The sequence below is a fragment of the Sphingopyxis sp. genome, assembly GCF_036675685.1.
Classification (GTDB): domain Bacteria; phylum Pseudomonadota; class Alphaproteobacteria; order Sphingomonadales; family Sphingomonadaceae; genus Sphingopyxis.
In genome coordinates this window covers 1-16,720 of record NZ_JAKFEM010000060.1, presented here as the reverse complement: position 1 = coordinate 16,720, position 16,720 = coordinate 1, and the positions used below count along the sequence as shown (strand labels likewise).

The 16,720-nt window shown below is 65.3% G+C and carries 16 protein-coding genes; 6 read left to right on the top strand and 10 right to left on the bottom strand.

What is annotated here, in order from left to right; all coding sequences use genetic code 11:
* Window positions 1-137: 137 nt before the first annotated feature.
* Both V6M50_RS19925 and V6M50_RS19920 read right to left on the bottom strand, forming a co-directional pair.
* Window positions 138-3,035 carry a M16 family metallopeptidase gene (locus tag V6M50_RS19925; RefSeq protein ID WP_332820329.1) on the bottom strand — a complete coding sequence of 966 codons (2,898 nt, stop codon included), beginning with the start codon at window positions 3,033-3,035 and terminating at the stop codon, window positions 138-140.
* A gap of 43 nt (window positions 3,036-3,078) precedes the next feature.
* Window positions 3,079-4,224 (bottom strand): diguanylate cyclase domain-containing protein, encoded by a 1,146-nt coding sequence (locus V6M50_RS19920; protein WP_332820328.1) that lies wholly within the window; start codon window positions 4,222-4,224, stop codon window positions 3,079-3,081.
* Window positions 4,225-4,383: 159 nt separating this feature from the next.
* Between V6M50_RS19920 and V6M50_RS19915 the strand changes: the two genes are divergently transcribed.
* Complete coding sequence (locus V6M50_RS19915; RefSeq protein WP_332820327.1) at window positions 4,384-6,387, top strand: lipoxygenase family protein; 2,004 nt, start codon at window positions 4,384-4,386, stop codon at window positions 6,385-6,387.
* A 39-nt stretch (window positions 6,388-6,426) separates the two neighbouring features.
* Here the strand turns inward: V6M50_RS19915 and V6M50_RS19910 are convergent, their stop codons facing one another.
* The 3 genes from V6M50_RS19910 to purC form a co-directional block, all read right to left on the bottom strand.
* Entirely contained in the window at window positions 6,427-7,215 is a 789-nt protein-coding gene (locus V6M50_RS19910; RefSeq protein ID WP_332820326.1) for a sterol desaturase family protein, read from the bottom strand.
* Window positions 7,216-7,230: 15 nt separating this feature from the next.
* A complete protein-coding gene (locus V6M50_RS19905) occupies window positions 7,231-7,872 on the bottom strand; it encodes a methyltransferase family protein (protein WP_332820325.1) in 642 nt (213 codons plus the stop codon).
* A gap of 89 nt (window positions 7,873-7,961) precedes the next feature.
* On the bottom strand, window positions 7,962-8,741 hold the full coding sequence (purC, locus tag V6M50_RS19900; RefSeq protein WP_332820324.1) for a phosphoribosylaminoimidazolesuccinocarboxamide synthase: 780 nt from the start codon (window positions 8,739-8,741) through the stop codon (window positions 7,962-7,964).
* A gap of 328 nt (window positions 8,742-9,069) precedes the next feature.
* On the opposite strand from purC, the gene V6M50_RS19895 reads away from it, so the two are divergent.
* Window positions 9,070-9,993 carry a crotonase/enoyl-CoA hydratase family protein gene (locus tag V6M50_RS19895; RefSeq protein ID WP_332820323.1) on the top strand — a complete coding sequence of 308 codons (924 nt, stop codon included), beginning with the start codon at window positions 9,070-9,072 and terminating at the stop codon, window positions 9,991-9,993.
* Here V6M50_RS19895 and V6M50_RS19890 read toward each other — a convergent pair.
* The 5 genes from V6M50_RS19890 to V6M50_RS19870 all read right to left on the bottom strand — a co-directional run bounded on the left by V6M50_RS19890 (window position 9,984) and on the right by V6M50_RS19870 (window position 13,850).
* A complete protein-coding gene (locus tag V6M50_RS19890) occupies window positions 9,984-10,193 on the bottom strand; it encodes a hypothetical protein (protein WP_332820322.1) in 210 nt (69 codons plus the stop codon). The two genes, V6M50_RS19895 and V6M50_RS19890, sit on opposite strands and share 10 nt — an antisense overlap.
* Before the next feature lie 21 nt (window positions 10,194-10,214).
* Complete coding sequence (locus tag V6M50_RS19885) at window positions 10,215-10,637, bottom strand: SRPBCC family protein (RefSeq protein WP_332820321.1); 423 nt, start codon at window positions 10,635-10,637, stop codon at window positions 10,215-10,217.
* A complete protein-coding gene (locus tag V6M50_RS19880; protein ID WP_332820320.1) occupies window positions 10,634-10,960 on the bottom strand; it encodes an ArsR/SmtB family transcription factor in 327 nt (108 codons plus the stop codon). Before V6M50_RS19880 ends, V6M50_RS19885 begins: the two co-directional genes overlap by 4 nt.
* 67 nt (window positions 10,961-11,027) lie before the next feature.
* The gene (locus V6M50_RS19875) at window positions 11,028-12,659 is read right to left on the bottom strand and encodes an alkaline phosphatase D family protein (protein ID WP_332820319.1); all 1,632 of its coding nucleotides are present in this window, start codon (window positions 12,657-12,659) and stop codon (window positions 11,028-11,030) included.
* 66 nt (window positions 12,660-12,725) lie between these two features.
* Window positions 12,726-13,850 (bottom strand): DUF3667 domain-containing protein, encoded by a 1,125-nt coding sequence (locus V6M50_RS19870; protein WP_332820318.1) that lies wholly within the window; start codon window positions 13,848-13,850, stop codon window positions 12,726-12,728.
* Window positions 13,851-13,928: 78 nt separating this feature from the next.
* Here V6M50_RS19870 and V6M50_RS19865 point away from each other — a divergent pair, with 78 nt between their 5' ends.
* The 4 genes from V6M50_RS19865 to rsfS all read left to right on the top strand — a co-directional run.
* Window positions 13,929-15,215, top strand: a complete 1,287-nt coding sequence (locus V6M50_RS19865) for a glutamate-5-semialdehyde dehydrogenase (RefSeq protein WP_332820317.1) — start codon at window positions 13,929-13,931, stop codon at window positions 15,213-15,215.
* Entirely contained in the window at window positions 15,212-15,775 is a 564-nt protein-coding gene (locus tag V6M50_RS19860) for a hypothetical protein (RefSeq protein WP_332820316.1), read from the top strand. Before V6M50_RS19865 ends, V6M50_RS19860 begins: the two co-directional genes overlap by 4 nt.
* Window positions 15,772-16,425 (top strand): nicotinate-nucleotide adenylyltransferase, encoded by a 654-nt coding sequence (locus tag V6M50_RS19855; RefSeq protein WP_332820315.1) that lies wholly within the window; start codon window positions 15,772-15,774, stop codon window positions 16,423-16,425. Before V6M50_RS19860 ends, V6M50_RS19855 begins: the two co-directional genes overlap by 4 nt.
* Window positions 16,422-16,720: ribosome silencing factor (gene rsfS, locus V6M50_RS19850; RefSeq protein ID WP_332820314.1), on the top strand; the 299-nt coding region annotated here is incomplete at its 3' end. The genes V6M50_RS19855 and rsfS, both read left to right, overlap by 4 nt.

Sequence of the window (16,720 nt, the reverse complement as noted above, 5' to 3'; positions counted from 1 at the left end):
TTATTCGTCATCCCGGGCTTGACCCGGGACCCGCCTTCCTTCTTCCCAACCGAGAAAAGACAAGGCAGGCCCCGGGTCAAGCCCGGGGTGACGAGAAGTTGGATGACTGCAACCGGTCGAAACTCGACGCCCGACCTCTACTTCCCCGCCTTGTCGCTCACCGCCTTGATCACCAGCGCCTTGTCGTCGACCAGATAGCGGCGCGCGAGCACCCGCAGGTCGGCGGGGGTCGCGGCCTCGACCTCGCCGATCCCCTTGCGGCTGCGGTCGAGCCGGTCGGCGTGGCTCGCCGCCTGCGCGACATAATTCAGCCAATAGGCGTTCTCGCGCCGCGATTTGATCATCGATTCGACGAGCGGTTTGCGCGCGCGGTCGATCAGGTCGGGATCGACCGGCTTGTCGCGCAGTTCCTTCGCGATGGCGAAGATGGCGGCACGGGTCGTCGCGAGATCCTTAAAGTCGACGTTGCTCGCCGCGAAGAGATGGCCATAGCCCGGAAATTCGTCGGACAGGCTGGCCGCCGCACCGGGGCTGTAGCTTTCGCCAAGCTTCTCGCGCAGCTCCTCGGTCAGCATCAGCTGCATCACGCGCGCCAGCAGGTTGAGCCGCATCGCTTCAGCAAGGTCGCTGTCGTCGCGCGCCGGCCAATAGACGCGCAGCTCGGCCTGCTCGGCCGGCCCCTTGTGGATGAGGGTGCGCTCGCTGCGATCGGCCGCGAACTGGCGGATACGCGCGTCGGCGCGCGGATCAAACGCCGCGCGGCGCTCGGGAAGCGCGCCGAAAGTGGCGGCGATCGCATCGATCGCCGCCTGTTCGTCGATGTCGCCGACGACGCCGATCTCGATCGCGCCATGCGCGAAACTGTCGGCGACGACGGGTTTCAGCTGCGCCCAGTCGAGCGTCATCAGCTTCTCGAGCGGCGGGGTCTGCGAGCGCGGGTCGTTGTTCGCGAGGATGCCGCCGGTATCGCGGCCGAGCACCGCCGCCGGGGTCGCATCGTTCGCGGCATATTGCTGCGGCAACACGCGGCGGATCAGCGCGAGGCCGTCGGGACGATAGCCGGGGTGGGTCAGGAAGGCGGCCATCAGCTTGGCCTGCAGACCGAAATCCTCGGGCGAGGTCAGCGCGCTTCCGCCGAAGGCGTCGGTGTCGGAACCGAAGCTGGGGCTGACCGTCTTGCCCGCGAAAATCGAGCGCAATTCATCGACGCCATGCGCCTCGAGCCCGCCGAGCATGATCGATCCCGCGAGCGCGACCTTCGTCGGATCCTCGCGCGTCGCGAGCAGATTGCCGCCATCGACGCGCAGCGACAGCATGACGCGGTCTTTCTGGAAATCGGTCTGCTTGATGTTGAGCATGACATTGTTGGCAAAACGGATGCGGCGGATGCCGAGATCCTCGACGCGTTCGTCGCCGACGATCTTTCCGGGGGTGCCGAAATTGTCATAAGCGAAGGCGGCGTTCGCGGCCTCGGTCGGCGCTGCGACCGCGACCTCGGTCGAGGCACGCAGGGTCGCGAGAATGGCGCCGGCCCCGCCCTCGACCGGTTTTTTCGCGGTCACGCGCGCGAGCGGCGCGCTGAAACCTTCCATACGCTTGCGGAATGCGGCGGTGACCGCGGCGGCGTTCAGCGAGGGCGCCGCCGCCTCGAACAAGGCCTGCGAGGTTTCAGGGCGCGTGAAGACGAAATCGCCCTTGGCGGCGGCGATCAGCGCATCGGCGAGGCCGTCGCTGCGCCGCGTCGTCACCCCGGCGACGGCGTTCTTCAGCGCGGTGCGGCGGTTCGCGAGCTGCTCGGCGACCTCGGCCTGGGTGAAGCCATGTTCGATCGCGCGGCGCTGCTCCTGCTCGACGAGCGCCAGGGCCTCTTTCCACGCGCCTTCCTTCGCCACCGCGCCCACGGTGACCTGGTCGAAGACCTTCCAGCCCGCGGCGTCGTTGAAATAGCCCGCGAGGATCGGCGAATCCTCGTTCAGCGCAATTTTTGCCAGCCGGCGATTGACGATCGCTTCGCCGACATCCTCGGCGAGATTGCGGGCGCGCTTGGCCCTGGTGTCGGCTTCCTCGACCCATGGCTTGAAGGCGGCGACAGTCACCGAATCCTGAATCGCGGGATCGACGAAATCGTCGGCTGCCGCAGCGCGGGCATAATCGACATTGCCGATGACGGGGTCCGCGCCCGCCGGACCGCGGCCCTTCCAGTCCGAAAAGCGTACCTTGATCTTCGCCTCGACCGCCGCGGGGTCGAAATCGCCGACCATCACCAGTGTCGCGCGCTCGGGCCGGTAATAGCGATCGTACAGGTCGCGCAGGCGCGCGGCGGGGGCGGTCTTGATCACGTCCTCGGTGCCGACCGGGATGCGGCTCGCAACCTTCATTCCCTTCATCTGGAAATCGAGCTGGTCGATCAGGCTGCGCAGTTGATAGGTGTCGCGCGCGCGGCGTTCGGACAGGATGATGCCGCGCTCGCGGTCGACCGCGGCGGGATCGATGGTGAGGTTGCCGCCGGTCTCGCGCATCAGCATCAAGCCGGTGTCGATCAGATCGTCCGACGCATTGGGCAGGTCGAGCTTGTAGATCGTCTCGTCGAACCCGGTCGACGCATTGGTGTCGGCACCGAACGCCAGCCCCTTGCGCTCGAGCAGCTTGATCATTTCGCCCTCGGGCACATTGGTCGATCCGTTGAACGCCATATGTTCGAGGAAATGGGCAAGCCCACGCTGGTCGTCGGCCTCGGCAAAGCTGCCGACGTCGAACCGCATGCGAAGCACGACGCTGTCCTTGGGCGTGCTGTTTTTCAGCAGTGCATATTTCATCCCGTTGGGGAGCACGCCGAAGACGATGTTCGGATCGACCGATATATCGCTCGCGGCGAAGTTCCATGCCGTGGCGGCGGCGCTCTGCGGATTGACCGCCGCGGTCGCGGGCGCCGCCTTTGCGGGGGCCTCCCTGGCATAGGCCGGGGCGATGCTGACGGCGAGAAGGGCGAGAGGCGACAGCGCGGTCGAGGCGCGCCGGACAAGGTTTTTGGTCATGGACGCCGGTTTGGCCACCGCCCTGCGGGCGGTCAAGCCATCGTCACGCGACGCGCCCGATGCTTTCGACAGACGACGTCTGGCCGCGATCAACCGCCTTCGCCGCATAAAGCGCGCTGTCGGCGACCTCGAAGAGCTTGCGCGCCGTCGCGCCATGCTCGGGCCAGGTCGCGGTGCCGATGCTGGCACCGACGCTGATCGGCCGCCCGTCGATGCGGTACGGTGCGGCGAGCGCGGCGAGGATATGGTCGGCAAGCGAGGTTTCGAGCAGCGGCGACCCCACGGGCGCCAGGATCGCAAATTCGTCGCCGCCCTGGCGCGCGACCACGGCATGGTCGCCGCACGCGCCGCGCAGCCGCTGCGCAATCTCGCAAAGCAGCCCGTCGCCGATCGCATGGCCGTGCTGGTCGTTGACCGGCTTGAACCCGTTGAGATCGAGCAGTGCGATCGCGAAAGGATGGCCTTCGCGGGCCGTGGCAATTTCTTCGTCGAGCCGCTTGTCGAATTCACGGCGGTTGGCCAGGCCGGTGAGCGGGTCGGTATGGGCGAGTTCGCGCATCTGCCGCTGCAGTTCGAGCAGGTCGACCAGCTGGCCATGTTGTTGCAGAATCATGCGCAGCAGGAACAGCGTCGCGACGACCAGGCTCGTGCCAGCGGCGATTTCGGGCGCATTGCCCGACGTCAGCATCAGGGCCGATATGGGGACCAGCCCGATGATGAGGTTAACGAAGGTCGCAAAACGGATCGAGGACAGGCAATAAGCGGTCGCGAGCGAGCCCATCGCCATGATGATCGCATAATAGCTGTGCGTCGCGGGCGGCGCGGCCAGCCAGTTGATCACCGTCCAGCTGCTGCACATCGCGCCCATCGTTCCCGACAGCCAGGTCGATTCGACGATCATCCGGCGCGCGCGGCGCGGGCTCATCCGCCGGCCGCGATTGTGGCGCAGCACCAGAAAACCCAACAGGCAAACGACCGCGAGGATGATCGGGAAACCGATACGGATGAACGGATGAACGCTCGCAATCCCGCCGTAGATAGCGGTCGGCGTCGTCGCCGCGAGCATCAGGAACAGCATGGGGGTCAGCGTCTCGACGCGATTGGCGCGGAGCAGCGCGACATCGTCGCGAAGCGCTTCCGGAATCGGCGGAAAGAACCGCGTTCGCAACCAGTGATGGACCCCCGTCATAGGGGCGGAATAGCAAGCGCGGGTAAAGCAGGAGTTAAGGATCGAAAGCACGGATTATCATTCGCCTAACGCGCGTCGGCGCGCGGTTGGCTTGCAAAATATTAACCATGTTGCGCGATAGCGAAGGCCGGTTTTTTTCGCGCCCGACAGGAGCAAGACATGTCCTATCCGATGCCGCCGCTGACGTCGCCCACGACCGCGCCGCCTCCCGTCCCTCAGGCCGCTCCCATGCCATCGGCCGATCCCACCTTGCCCCAGAACGATACGCCCGCGGAGCAGGCCGCGCGCGCCGCGCAACTGACCGCGACGCAGGCGGTCTATGTGTGGGATACCAACATCCCGACGCTGCCCGGTGTTCCACTCGCGAGCGAGGTGCCGAAGAATGACGAACCGACGATCGCCTGGTTCGTCATCCTGATCGGCGTCGGGCTCGACATCGTGCGCAACGCGCTGACGGTGAAGCTCGGTGGGGTCGATAAGGGCGAGCTCGACAGCCCGCGCGCCGACTATGAAGTCGCCCTGGCCGAATGCGACGCGATCGAGGCCTCGGTCGCCAGGATCGCGGCCGAACACGGCGTCCATACCGGCGGCAACATCTTCGAACGCCTCGTCGGCGATGTCGAAAATGCCGTCGCGGCGGCCGAGCGCGACGTCCATGTCGCGCTGCTCAAAGGATACAAGGAACGCCTCGAAGATCTGATGAAGGTCGACGAGGCCGAGGCGCTCGGCAGCAAGACGCCGCGGAGCATCGAGGCGTATCGCGCACTGTTCGCCACGCTGCCCGCCCCCGGCGTCAGCTATATGTTCCAGGACGACAGCAAATTCGCGCGGCTGCGCGTCCAGGGTCCGAACTGCATGCTGATCACCGCGGTCACGGGCGCCCTGCCCGTCAATTTCCCGCTGAGCGCCGCCAAATATGCCGCCGTCGTGAACGGCGACACGCTGACCGCCGCGCTCGCCGACGGGCGCCTGTTCATGCTCGACTACAAGCCACTCGAGGTTCTCGATCCCGGCACCTATGGCGCACAAGCCAAATATGCGTGGCAGCCGATGGCGCTGTTCGCGGTGCCGCCGGGCGGATCGTCGCTCGTCCCCGTCGCGATCCAGTGCGGGCAGGATCCGGCGGACGATCCGATCTTCACCCCCTCGCCCGTCACCGACAAGCAATGGGGCTGGGAAATGGCGAAATTCGTCGTGCAGGTCGCCGACGGCAATTATCACGAGCTGTTCGCGCATCTCGCGCGCACGCATCTGGTGATCGAGGCGTTCGCGGTTGCGACGCACCGCCATCTCGCCGAAGTGCATCCGGTCTGGGCGCTGCTCGTCCCGCATTTCGAGGGCACCTTGTTCATCAACGAGCAGGCGGCGACCTCGCTGATCGCGGCGGGCGGCCCGATCGACCATATTTTCGCGGGCACGATCACGTCGAGCCAGCTCGCCGCGGTCGACGCGCGGCTGGCGTTCGACTTCTATGCCAAGATGCTCCCCGCCGACCTTGCGGCGCGCGGCGTCGGGGTCGATTCAACGCTTGCCGACTATCCGTATCGCGACGACGCGCTGCTCGTGTGGAACGCGATCCACGAATGGGCGCGGCAATATGTCGATCTCTATTATGCGAGCGACGCCGACGTCGTCGCGGACACCGAGCTCACCGCGTGGGCGACGACGCTCGCTGGCGAGGCAAAGATCAAGGGTTTCGGGCCGGTGACGACACGCAAGCAGTTGGCCGAAGTGTGCACGATGGTGATGTTCACCGCGAGCGCGCAGCATGCCGCGGTCAATTTCCCGCAAAAGGACATCATGGCCTTCGCGCCCGCGGTCACCGGCGCGGGCTGGCAGGCGGCGCCGACGGGGCAGCGCGGACAGGACAAGCCCGGCCGGCTCGCGATGATGCCGTCGATGGCGCTCGCGCTCGAACAACTGAATGTGCTCGAGCTGCTGGGGTCGGTGCATTACCGCCCGCTCGGCGACTATCGCAGCAACGCCTTCCCTTACCCGCTGTGGTTTCAGGATCCGCGCGTGACGGGGGCCGAAGGCCCGCTCGCCTGGTTTCAGGCGGCGCTGGTGAGTGTCGAGGCCGAAATCGCGGCGCGCAATGCCGAGCGGATGCAGCCCTACCCGTATCTGCAGCCGAGCCTGATCCCGACGAGCATCAATATCTGAGGGGGCACGGCGAAAGGAGGGCCCGCACGCTCACGATGCTCAGGCGGCGTCTTTCGACCCACGCCGGAACGGGTAGAGGAGTTGCCGGGCATATGTCGGCGGGACATTATCCTCTATGCCATAGCGCGTTGGCATGGTGTCGCGCCGCATGTGGGCCGTTCCGAACAAGATGTCCCAGATCGGAAACTGGGCGGAAAAGTTCCGGTTCCAGGCCTCCGGCTGATCGGCATGGTGCCAGTGATGGAAACATGGCGATGCAAAAACCCAGTGCAGCGGGCCGAATCCGATCCGGAGATTGGCGTGCAGCATCAGCGAGTGCCACTGATACAGAATGAAGAAGATCGCGATCGCACCGTCCGAAAAGCCAAGCGCAAAAACCGGAGCGATCGAAGCGCCCTTGGTCAATATCTGGTCGACCGGGTGAACGCGGTGGGCGGCCAGCCAGTCGAGTTCCTCGATGCTGTGATGAATGGCGTGAAATCGCCACAGCCAGGGCAGCGTATGGAAAAGCCGGTGTGCAGCATAGAAACCCAGATCGGCGATCAGCGTCAGCACGATCACCTGGAGCCATAGGGGCTGCTGCGCGACCGTTGTCCGAAATCCCGCGGGAAGGAACGCCTCCCCCGCCATGACGGCGAACGCGGCGACGAGCAGCAGGCCAATTCCGATGGGAATACGATTGAGCAGGAAATAGACGGCATCGTTGAACCATCCGCGCCGCAACACGCCCTGCGCCGGGCGCGCGGGCAAAAGCCGTTCGAGCGGCAGGAAGATCAGCGCGATCAGCCACGCGCTTTCCAGATCAACCAGTTTCAGCAGGAAATCCACCGCCGCGCCGCTCCTTCAGAAGAGAAAAGGCACAAGCCGGTAACGCACCTTCCGGCTCAATTCCTGATAGGCTGGATCGGCCATCAGCATGCGTTCTTCGGCCAGGATGCGCGTGATATTGAGCGCCAATCCCAAGGCGTAGACCGAAAAGTTCCACCAATTGGGACCGCTGAGCAGGAAACCGAGGTGCGTTATGGTGTAACCCGCATACATCGGGTGGCGCACAAAACGATAGGGTCCGCTGACCTTTACCCCGCGATTGGCCGCGATGACGCCGAAGCTGCGCCGCAGCGTGAATTTGGCGTAGATCTGGAACAACATGCCCGCGATGATCAGGAATCCGCAAAAGGCGACCGGCACCAGCGGCGTGTCGCTCGACGCAATGACCAGCATGGGGGCAAGGGTTCCCCCGAACCCCAGCGCCCAATCGAGCGGGCGAAGCGAGATATTGGTCGTGGAACGGCGGAACAGGACAAAGAAGACCACGCAGCCTTCCGCGAGAAGGAGCAGCCAGTTCTGATAATGGCCCGTCGTGATGGCGGGCGGGATCAGCCTCGACGCGAGCGTCGCCAGCAGCAGGACGACGACGACCTTTTCCAAAAGGTCCCAATGGACGACGCTCGCCGCCGGTTGCGCCTTCCCGCCCAATACGCTCATGATGCCACTTCCCCACTAGATGTGGAGGATCGGATAGCGCCCGGATGGTTACCAACCGGATAATTTTCGCGCTATGCGAGCATCACGGGCTATTTGTCGCGTTTCTTCCGGTGGCTGTCGAGGTCGAGCACGGTGTGGTCGCCGCCCTCGGGCAGCAGGCCCAGACGGCGCGCGACTTCCTGATAGGCCTCGACCTCGCCGCCGAGGTCGCGGCGGAAGCGATCCTTGTCGAGCTTTTCGTTCGTCGTCATGTCCCACAGGCGGCAGCCGTCGGGGCTGATCTCGTCGGCGAGGATGATACGGCTGAAATCGCCTTCATAGAGGCGGCCGAACTCGAGCTTGAAGTCGACCAGGCGGATGCCGACGGCGGCGAACATGCCCGACATGAAGTCGTTGATGCGGATCGCCATGTCCTGGATGTCGTGCAGCTCGTCCTGGCTGCACCAGCTGAAGCAGGCGATATGCTCTTCGGCAACGAGCGGATCGCCGAGCGCGTCGTCCTTGTAGCAATATTCGATCAGCGTGCGGGGAAGCTGCGTCCCTTCCTCGATCCCGAGGCGCTTCGACAGCGTGCCCGCGGCGACGTTGCGCACGATCACCTCGATCGGCACGATCTCGACCTGGCGGATCAGCTGTTCGCGCATGTTGAGGCGGCGGATGAAGTGATGCGGCACGCCGATATTGCCGAGCAGCGTGAAGACATGCTCCGAAATCCGGTTGTTGAGCACGCCCTTGCCGTTGATCGTCCCGCGCTTCTGCGCGTTGAACGCGGTCGCGTCGTCCTTGAAATACTGGATCAGCGTCCCCGGTTCGGGACCTTCGTACAGGATCTTCGCTTTGCCTTCGTAAATCTGGCGGCGACGGGCCATGGCGTTCAAACTTTCTGTCGGAACCAAAATGAATGACCCCGGCAAAGCGACTCAGGGGGAGGCGCGCCGCCGGGGCGATGGGGCGCCTATAGCGGCAAAGGTCGCGCGCGTCACCAGTCACGTCGCCTCCCTTCTCCCATCGTCATTCCCGCGAAAGCGGGAACCCAGTCCGACGTTGCTGCTGGGTTCCCGCTTTCGCGGGAATGACGAACTTTTGTTTGGCGACTACACTTGCGTCCCATATGTCGTCACCATCTTTACGTTTACGTAAAGTGCTTGCACTCCCCAGCCTCGCTTGCAACGATAAGCCCAACCAAGGGAGAGACAGATGAGCTTCGACCAGATTCGCCTCGACAAACATGAGGGCATCGCGCTGCTGACGCTCCACCGGCCCGACCGGATGAACGCCTTTACCACCCAGATGATGCTGGAAATCGTCGCCGCGCTTGACGAATGCGATGCCGACGACGGGGTGCGCGCGGTGATCTTCACCGGGTCAGGCGACCGCGCTTATTGCGCCGGCGCCGACCTCGGCCAAGGCGCTGCGACCTTCGACTATGACAAGCGCACCGATAAGGCGGCGCTGCTGCCCGATGGCATGGCGGCGAGCCCGGTCGGCGCGGACGGCACGATCGACTGGTCGCACCCGCTGATCCGCGATTCGGGCGGGCGCGTGTCGATGCGGATCTTCGACTGCAAGAAGCCGGTGCTCGGCGCGATCAACGGCGCCGCGGTCGGCATCGGCGCGACGATGACGCTGTCGATGGACGCGCGCCTCGCGAGCGAGACCGCGCGTTACGGCTTTGTCTTTGCGCGGCGCGGCATCGTGCCAGAGGCGGCGTCGAGCTGGTTCCTGCCGCGCCTCGTGGGCATCCAGAACGCCGTCGACTGGTGTTATTCGGGCCGCCTGATCGATGCCGCCGAAGCGCATCAAAAGGGGCTTGTGCAATCGGTCCACAAGCCCGGCGAACTGGTCGACGCCGCGATCGCCAAGGCGCGCGAGCTGACCGACCACAGCGCGCCGGTGTCGGTCGCGCTCACCCGCCATATGCTGTGGCGCATGCTCGGCGCGCCGCACCCGATGAGCGCGCACCGCTGGGACAGCCGCGCGATTTTCGCGCGCGGACGCAGCGCCGATGCCGCCGAGGGGGTGTCGAGCTTCCTCGAAAAGCGCCCCGCGAATTTCACGGTCAGCGTCGCGAACGACTATCCCTGGTTCGCCGAGTTCGAGGACACCCCGCCCTATAGCTGACGGCTTTTCCTGAAATAGGGCCGGAAAAACATATAGAGACCGCTGAACATCAAGAGAAAGAGCGGCGGCAACGGCAGGTAATAGACCCACTGGGCGGGCTGCTGCCCCGCGCCGAGCATGACGAAAATCGCGATGACGATCGCGGTGAAGAGGATCGATACCCAGCGGTGAAACTGCCGGATCCACAGGCTCCAGTTCATGATATTCTCCCTGTTTGGTTGTCAGTCGAGCTTGGCGACGACCTTCTCGAGATTTTCGAGATGGATGCGCCAGCCGCCCTTGGCGCCGCCGAAGGCCTGCTTCTGGTCGGGCCGGAAACCGGCCTGCTCCATGCGGAGCAGCGTGCCGGCGCCCGTCGGTTCGAGCGTGAAGGTGACGACGCTTTCCAACTGGTAGGCCGGATCATCGTGCGCATAATTCCATGTGTAGGACAGTGTCCGGCCGGGATCGACGTCGAGGATCTCGCAGTCGACATTTCCCCAGTCGCCGCGCAGCTGGAACCGGTGGCCGAGATCGAGACCGAAATCGTTCTTCATCAGCCATTCCTCGATCAGGTGCGGCTGCGTCAGCGCGCGCCAGAGCTTTTCGGGTGGGTGCGGGATTTCGCGCTCGACGGTAACGGTGCGCACGTCGGTATCGGTCATTGATCCATCCTTTTGAGCAAATCTTCGAGATCGTCGAACCGCGCTTCCCAGAAGCGGTTCATCCGGCCGGTCCAGTCGACCAGCGGCGCGAGCGCGCGCTGCTGCGCGCTGTAATGCGTCTGGCGTCCCTCGTGCCGGTCGAGCACCAGCCCCGCCTGTTTGAGGACGCCGAGATGTTTGGAGACCGCGGGCTGCGAAATGCCGGCGCCCGCGGTGAGCGCGCCAACCGTCTGCTCACCGTCGAGGCACAACCGCTCGAAGAGCGTGCGCCGCGTCGGGTCGGCGAGCGCCCTGAAAAGAAGGTCGGGGGAATATTGCGTCATATCCATAACTCTCTGGCTATGGATCATCCCATAACCATAGAGTTATGAATGTGTCAAGCCCACCCAATCAGACGGCGTCGTATTTCCGCCGCCCGCGCGTCGCGGCCATGCTGTGCGTGTTCTTGAGCGCGGGGGTATGGCTGCGGATCGTTTCGACATTGTGCCAGTTGGCGGTGACGCGCTCGGGCGTCAGCGCGACCGTGACATAACCGCGATCTTCGGTGTTCGCCCATTTGAGTTCGGGCGAGGACCCGCGCAGCGCCGCGACGCGCCGGGCATCGGAAATCCCGCGGGTGTAATTCTCATAACCGGGCGAGGTCACGCTCTGCCCGGCGATTTCGATCCCCGCGGGCCGCCCGCCCTCGGCCAGGTCGAACGCCCACGCATTATGCGTGTCGCCGGTGAGGGTGACGAGGTCGGCGTCGGCGCGCTGCGCCGCGGCGAGCAGGCGCGAACGCGCGGCCGGATAGCCGTCCCACGCGTCGAGATTGAACGGCAAGCCGGCTCTCGCAGCGAGCATCGAGGTTTCGACGCGGCGGCGGACATTGTCGGCCATGTTCGCGCCGAACCAGTCCTTCGTCTCGGGCGGGGTGAACAGGCTGCCCATGATCACCTGCTGCGCGCAGACCTGCCAGCGCGTCCCCGCTTTGGCCGAGGCGGCGAGCCCCGCGAACAGCCAATTCTCCTGTTCAGCGCCCATCATCTGGCGCGCCGGATCGCGATAGGCGGTTTCGGCGAACTGTTTGAGCTTCGCCGCAGCGTCGCCGGCGCCCGCAACGATCTCGTCGATCTCGAACTGCTTGTCGCGGCCGGTGACGCGCGTTTCGGGCAGGAAGATCGTCGCGAGATCGCCGACCTGATAGTGGCGCCAGCGAGTGTCGGCGACGGGCATCCATTCGCGGTAGGCGCGCTCGGCGGCGGCGGCGCGATCGGCCCAGCTGCCCTCGCCTTCGTTGTGATTCTCCGCTCCGCCCTTCCATGTGTCGTTCGTGAATTCATGATCGTCCCACTGGGCGATCATCGGGTACAGCTGGTGCAGGCGCGCAAGGTCGGGGTCGCTGCGATAGGCGGCGTAGCGGAGGCGATAATCGGCGAGCGCGACGATCTCGTGCGCCGGCTGAATATCGCGGCCTGGAACCATCTGTTTGATCGACGGATAATCGCCGGCGGGATATTCGTAGAGATAATCGCCGACATGGACCGCAAGGTCGATGTCCTGCCGCGCCGCGGCGTGGGCATAGGCGTTGAACCAGCCGAACGGCAGGTTCGAGCAGGAGAAGAGCGCGAGCGTGAAGTTACCCGTCGGTCCCGCGGGCAAGGTGCGTGTGCGACCGGTGACCGACTTCGTCCCGTCGGGTGCGACGAAGCGGTAGAAATACCAGCGGCCGGGTTCGAGCCCGTCGACAACCAGCTTGGCCGTGTGGTCGCGTTCGCCCTCTGCGGTGACGCTGCCGCCACCCACGATCCGGGCGAAGTCGGGGGTTTCGGACAGCTCTGCCGTCAGCGCGCTGTCGTTCGCCGCGGCATAACGCGTCCAGAGCAGAACCGAATTCGCGCCGGGCTCGCCGCTCGCGACGCCATGGGTAAAGCCCTGTGCCATCGCCGCGCGCACTGCGCCCGGCAGCGACAGCGCCGCGAGCCCCGCGGTGCCGAGCTTGATGAGCAGGCGCCGGTCCATTTCGCCCCAAAGCTGGTGCATCGCGATTCTCCTCTTCGTCTTCGTCTGGCCGGGTCTTTGCCCGGCCTTTGTTACGATTCGGCGCGCCTATCCCATCACCCCGAGCGCGAGCAGCAGCAGCATGAACATGACGACCGCGTACAGGCTGAAGAAGAGAAGCAAAGTGGCACGCACCAGCGCCCCGAACCGCGACGAGCGATAGGCGCCGCGAAGCTGGCGATACATGTGGAAGGGCACATAAAGCATCGCAAAGGCGGTCGCGACCTCGCCGAATATCGTCAGGTTGAGCAATCGCACGACGACAAACAGGAGCAGCATGAAGCTGATCGAGTAAGTGACGAAAACGAAATGGTCGTAGGTGTGGAAGCGGCGGCTGAACGGAAAGAGCAGCCACATGAAAGGCAGCGACAGCGGGATCAGCGCCCAGGCGAATTTATAGGCGTTCGCCTGCAATTTATAGAGCGTCAGGCCCGGGTTCGCGATCGCCTTTTCAAGGCCATGGTCGATGAAGGGAACGCCGGTGTCGACCTTGGTGCGCGACAGGAACTCGACGCTCGTCATCATCTGCTTGCCGGGATCGTCGAGCACGGGAGGACCTTTTTCGCGTTCTTCTTTGCTCAGATTGCGCGCGACGCCGAGATAGTCGGCGCTTTTCTGGAGCGTGTCGCGCTCCTCCATCAGCTCACTCCGCTCCGCAGCGGGCAAATTCTTGCCCGCGAGGCGCGCATCGACCCGGTCGACTTCCTCCTGGAAACTCTCCTTCAGCGCGTTGGACCGCGTCTGCTCGGCCGCCGCCTCGGCGATCTCCTCGCTGAAACCCCCACCGCTGCCGACCATCGCGAGCACGGCATAAGTCAGGAACACGGCGAACAGGAACAGCGCGAGCGGCGAGACGAAGCGCGCGCGCTCGCCGTGGATATAGCGGCGCGTCAGGTCGCCAGGCCGCCAGCTGAGCAGCGGCAGCGTGTTCCAGATCTTGCCCTCGAAATGGAAGATCGCGTGGACGAGGTCATGCCCGATCGCGCCAAAGCTGCGGTGCACATCGGCGCGCTGGCCGCAATGGTGGCAGTGCGAGCCGGCGAGGCTGGTGCCGCAGTTCAGGCAGCGCGTCGATGCGTGGCCGTGAGACACCCCGCCATGTTGCGGCTCGACCGCGCGCCCCGCGAGCCCCGCCGTCACGGCCGCGCCGATTCCCTCGATATCCCCTGTCATGGCGCGCACCCTAAGCAGAGGCGCGAAGCTGCGCAACGGGGGTTTCGCGGGCGGCGCAGACCGTGATAGGGCGGCGGCATGAACGCCGAAGCTCTCACTGCCCCGCCGATGCCCGGCGATGCCGCCGCCCTGATCGCCGACATGGGCGCGCGCGCGCGCGCCGCGGCGAAAGCGCTCGCGCTGGCGCCGACGGCGGACAAGGCCGCCGGGCTGGTTGCGGCCGCGGCGGCGATCCGCGCGCGGGCAGCGGATATTCTGGCCGCCAATGCCGAAGACATGGCGGCAGGACAGAAGAACGGCCTGTCGGGCGCGATGCTCGACCGGCTGCGGCTCGACGACGGACGGGTCGCCGCGATCGCCGACGCGATCGACGCGGTCGCGGCGCTGCCCGATCCCTCGGGGGCCGAGATCGACCGCGTGACGCGGCCGAACGGATTGGTGCTCAGCCGCGTGCGCGTACCGCTGGGCGTCGTCGGCATCATCTATGAAAGCCGGCCCAATGTAACCGCCGATGCGGCGGCGCTCGGGCTGATGTCGGGCAACGCCGTGATCCTGCGCGGCGGCAGCGAGGCGGCCCGGTCGAACCGCGCGATCCACGCTGCTTTCGCGGCGGGGCTGGTCGAGGCCGGCCTGCCCGCCGATGCAGTGCAGCTTGTCCCGACGCAGGACCGCGCCGCGGTGGGCGCGATGCTCCGCGCGCAAGGGCTGATCGACATCATCATCCCGCGCGGCGGCAAGGGACTGGTCGGGCGCGTGCAGGACGAGGCGCGCGTGCCGGTGCTCGCGCATCTCGACGGGATCAATCACCTCTATATCGACGGCGCCGCCGATCCTGAAAAGGCGGTCACGCTTGCCGTCAACGCCAAGATGCGCCGTACCGGCGTGTGCGGCGCGACCGAGACGATCCTGATCGATCACGCCTACCCCGCGCCGCTCGCGATCATCGACGCGCTGGTCACGGCGGGATGCGAAGTGCGCGGCGACAAGGCGATCACGGCGCTCAGCCCGCATGTCGAACCCGCGTCGACCGGCGACTGGGACTGCGAATATCTCGACGCGATCGTGTCGATCGCCATAGTCGACGGCCTCGCCGGCGCGCTCGCGCATATCGACGCGCATTCGAGCCGCCACACCGACGCGATCGTCACCGAAGACGCCGCCGCCGCCGAACGCTTCCTCGCGGGTGTCGACAGCGCGATCGTCATGCACAACGCCTCGACGCAATTCGCCGACGGCGGCGAATTCGGCCTTGGCGCCGAAATCGGCATCGCCACGGGGCGCCTCCACGCGCGCGGCCCGGTCGCGCTCGAAGGACTGACGACGTACAAGTGGCTGGTGCGCGGCACGGGACAGGTCCGGCCTTGAAAATCCGCACCGCGCTGCTGCTGGCCGCCTGCATTGCCGTCACACCATTTTTCTGGCTCGTGAGCCGGGACTATCTGATGCTATCCGGCGTGACAGGCATCTCGGAAAGCCACGCCCAATTCCTCTTGGTCGAACGGCTGGCGGAGAGCGCACGGGATTTAGGCGTTACAGCCCGGCGGGCGTCGGATAGCGACTTGACGCCGGCTTGCGTGACCATTCCCGTTAAAGATCGAAAGGCTGCTACAGAGGCCGGGCGTGCGCTGGGCCTTTATCGCACTCTTGCGATGGAAACCCTCTTTCAGATGGCGGGGCGCAATCATATCGAAGCCAGTTTTTCGAAGCATGAGATGATTTTCTTGAGCGCCTGCATGCAGGCAACGCCGCTGGCCCGCTGGTGCCAGCGGAAGTTCGACGGGCGCGCTGACGATACAGATGGACGGCGTCAGAAGCAGAAGATCAAACTGGGCATCCTGCGGCCGGTTTCGGGCCGCGATACAGTGAAGAATTTGCCTTACTGCGACACATTGCCGACAATCGTTGCGGACTCGGCGGAGACATGATCCCCACCGGCCTCCTCGGCGGCAGTTTCAATCCCGCGCATGGCGGGCACCGCGCGATCAGTTTGAATGCGATCGACGCGCTCGGGCTCGACGAGCTGTGGTGGCTGGTGTCGCCGGGCAATCCGCTCAAGCCCAAGGCGGGCATGGCGTCGCTCGCCGCACGGCTCGGTTCGGCGCAGCATATGGCGCGGCGGTCGCCGATTCGCGCGACGGGAATCGAGGCCGAGCTTGGCACGCGCTACACGATCGACACGCTCAAAAAGCTCGTCCGGCGCTACCCGAACCGCCAGTTCATCTGGATCATGGGGGCCGACAATCTGGTCCAATTGCCCCAATGGCGCGACTGGCGGGGGATCGCGCGATTGATGCCGATTGCGGTTGTCGCGCGTCCGGGCTATAATGACCGCGCCCATGCAAGACGTGCGATGGGTTGGCTTCGGCGCTTCGTCCGGCCCGCGGACCAGAAATTGCATTGGACGGACTGGAGACCGCCCGCCCTCGTGTTCCTGCGATTTTCGCCCGATGTGCGATCCGCAACTGCGATACGGCAGGCCAACCCCCGCTGGTTCGAACGCTATGAAGGCCGCGCATTGCGCGACCCGCTGACGCGTTCGCGGCTTGTGGACCCGACTAGGAAAGGACGCATTTGATCTCCGCCACCCAGGATGCCGCCAATGGCGCCGCATCCGCCAACGACAATGTGGACGCGCTCCACGCTCTGATCCTCCACCAGCTGGATGAGGACCAGGCCCAGGAAACCATCTCCATCCCGCTTGCCGGCAAAAGCAGCATCGCCGATCATATGGTGATCGCGAGCGGCCGGTCGACGCGCCATGTCTCGGCCATCGCCGAGAAACTGGCACAGCGGATCAAGCAGGAAGCGGGCCGCCAGGTTCGCGTCGAAGGACTGCCCAATGCCGATTGGGTGCTGCTCGATGCGGGCGA

Excerpts from the sequence above, each read along its gene's own strand:
- purC (WP_332820324.1), bottom strand. The coding sequence starts at position 8,741 with ATGGCCCGTCGCCGCCAGATTTACGAAGGCAAAGCGAAGATCCTGTAC.
- V6M50_RS19920 (WP_332820328.1), bottom strand. The coding sequence starts at position 4,224 with ATGACGGGGGTCCATCACTGGTTGCGAACGCGGTTCTTTCCGCCGATT.
- V6M50_RS19925 (WP_332820329.1), bottom strand. The coding sequence starts at position 3,035 with ATGACCAAAAACCTTGTCCGGCGCGCCTCGACCGCGCTGTCGCCTCTC.
- V6M50_RS19870 (WP_332820318.1), bottom strand. The coding sequence starts at position 13,850 with ATGACAGGGGATATCGAGGGAATCGGCGCGGCCGTGACGGCGGGGCTC.
- V6M50_RS19895 (WP_332820323.1), top strand. The coding sequence starts at position 9,070 with ATGAGCTTCGACCAGATTCGCCTCGACAAACATGAGGGCATCGCGCTG.
- V6M50_RS19885 (WP_332820321.1), bottom strand. The coding sequence starts at position 10,637 with ATGACCGATACCGACGTGCGCACCGTTACCGTCGAGCGCGAAATCCCG.
- V6M50_RS19905 (WP_332820325.1), bottom strand. The coding sequence starts at position 7,872 with ATGAGCGTATTGGGCGGGAAGGCGCAACCGGCGGCGAGCGTCGTCCAT.
- V6M50_RS19915 (WP_332820327.1), top strand. The coding sequence starts at position 4,384 with ATGTCCTATCCGATGCCGCCGCTGACGTCGCCCACGACCGCGCCGCCT.
- V6M50_RS19865 (WP_332820317.1), top strand. The coding sequence starts at position 13,929 with ATGAACGCCGAAGCTCTCACTGCCCCGCCGATGCCCGGCGATGCCGCC.
- V6M50_RS19855 (WP_332820315.1), top strand. The coding sequence starts at position 15,772 with ATGATCCCCACCGGCCTCCTCGGCGGCAGTTTCAATCCCGCGCATGGC.
- V6M50_RS19890 (WP_332820322.1), bottom strand. The coding sequence starts at position 10,193 with ATGAACTGGAGCCTGTGGATCCGGCAGTTTCACCGCTGGGTATCGATC.
- V6M50_RS19880 (WP_332820320.1), bottom strand. The coding sequence starts at position 10,960 with ATGACGCAATATTCCCCCGACCTTCTTTTCAGGGCGCTCGCCGACCCG.
- V6M50_RS19875 (WP_332820319.1), bottom strand. The coding sequence starts at position 12,659 with ATGCACCAGCTTTGGGGCGAAATGGACCGGCGCCTGCTCATCAAGCTC.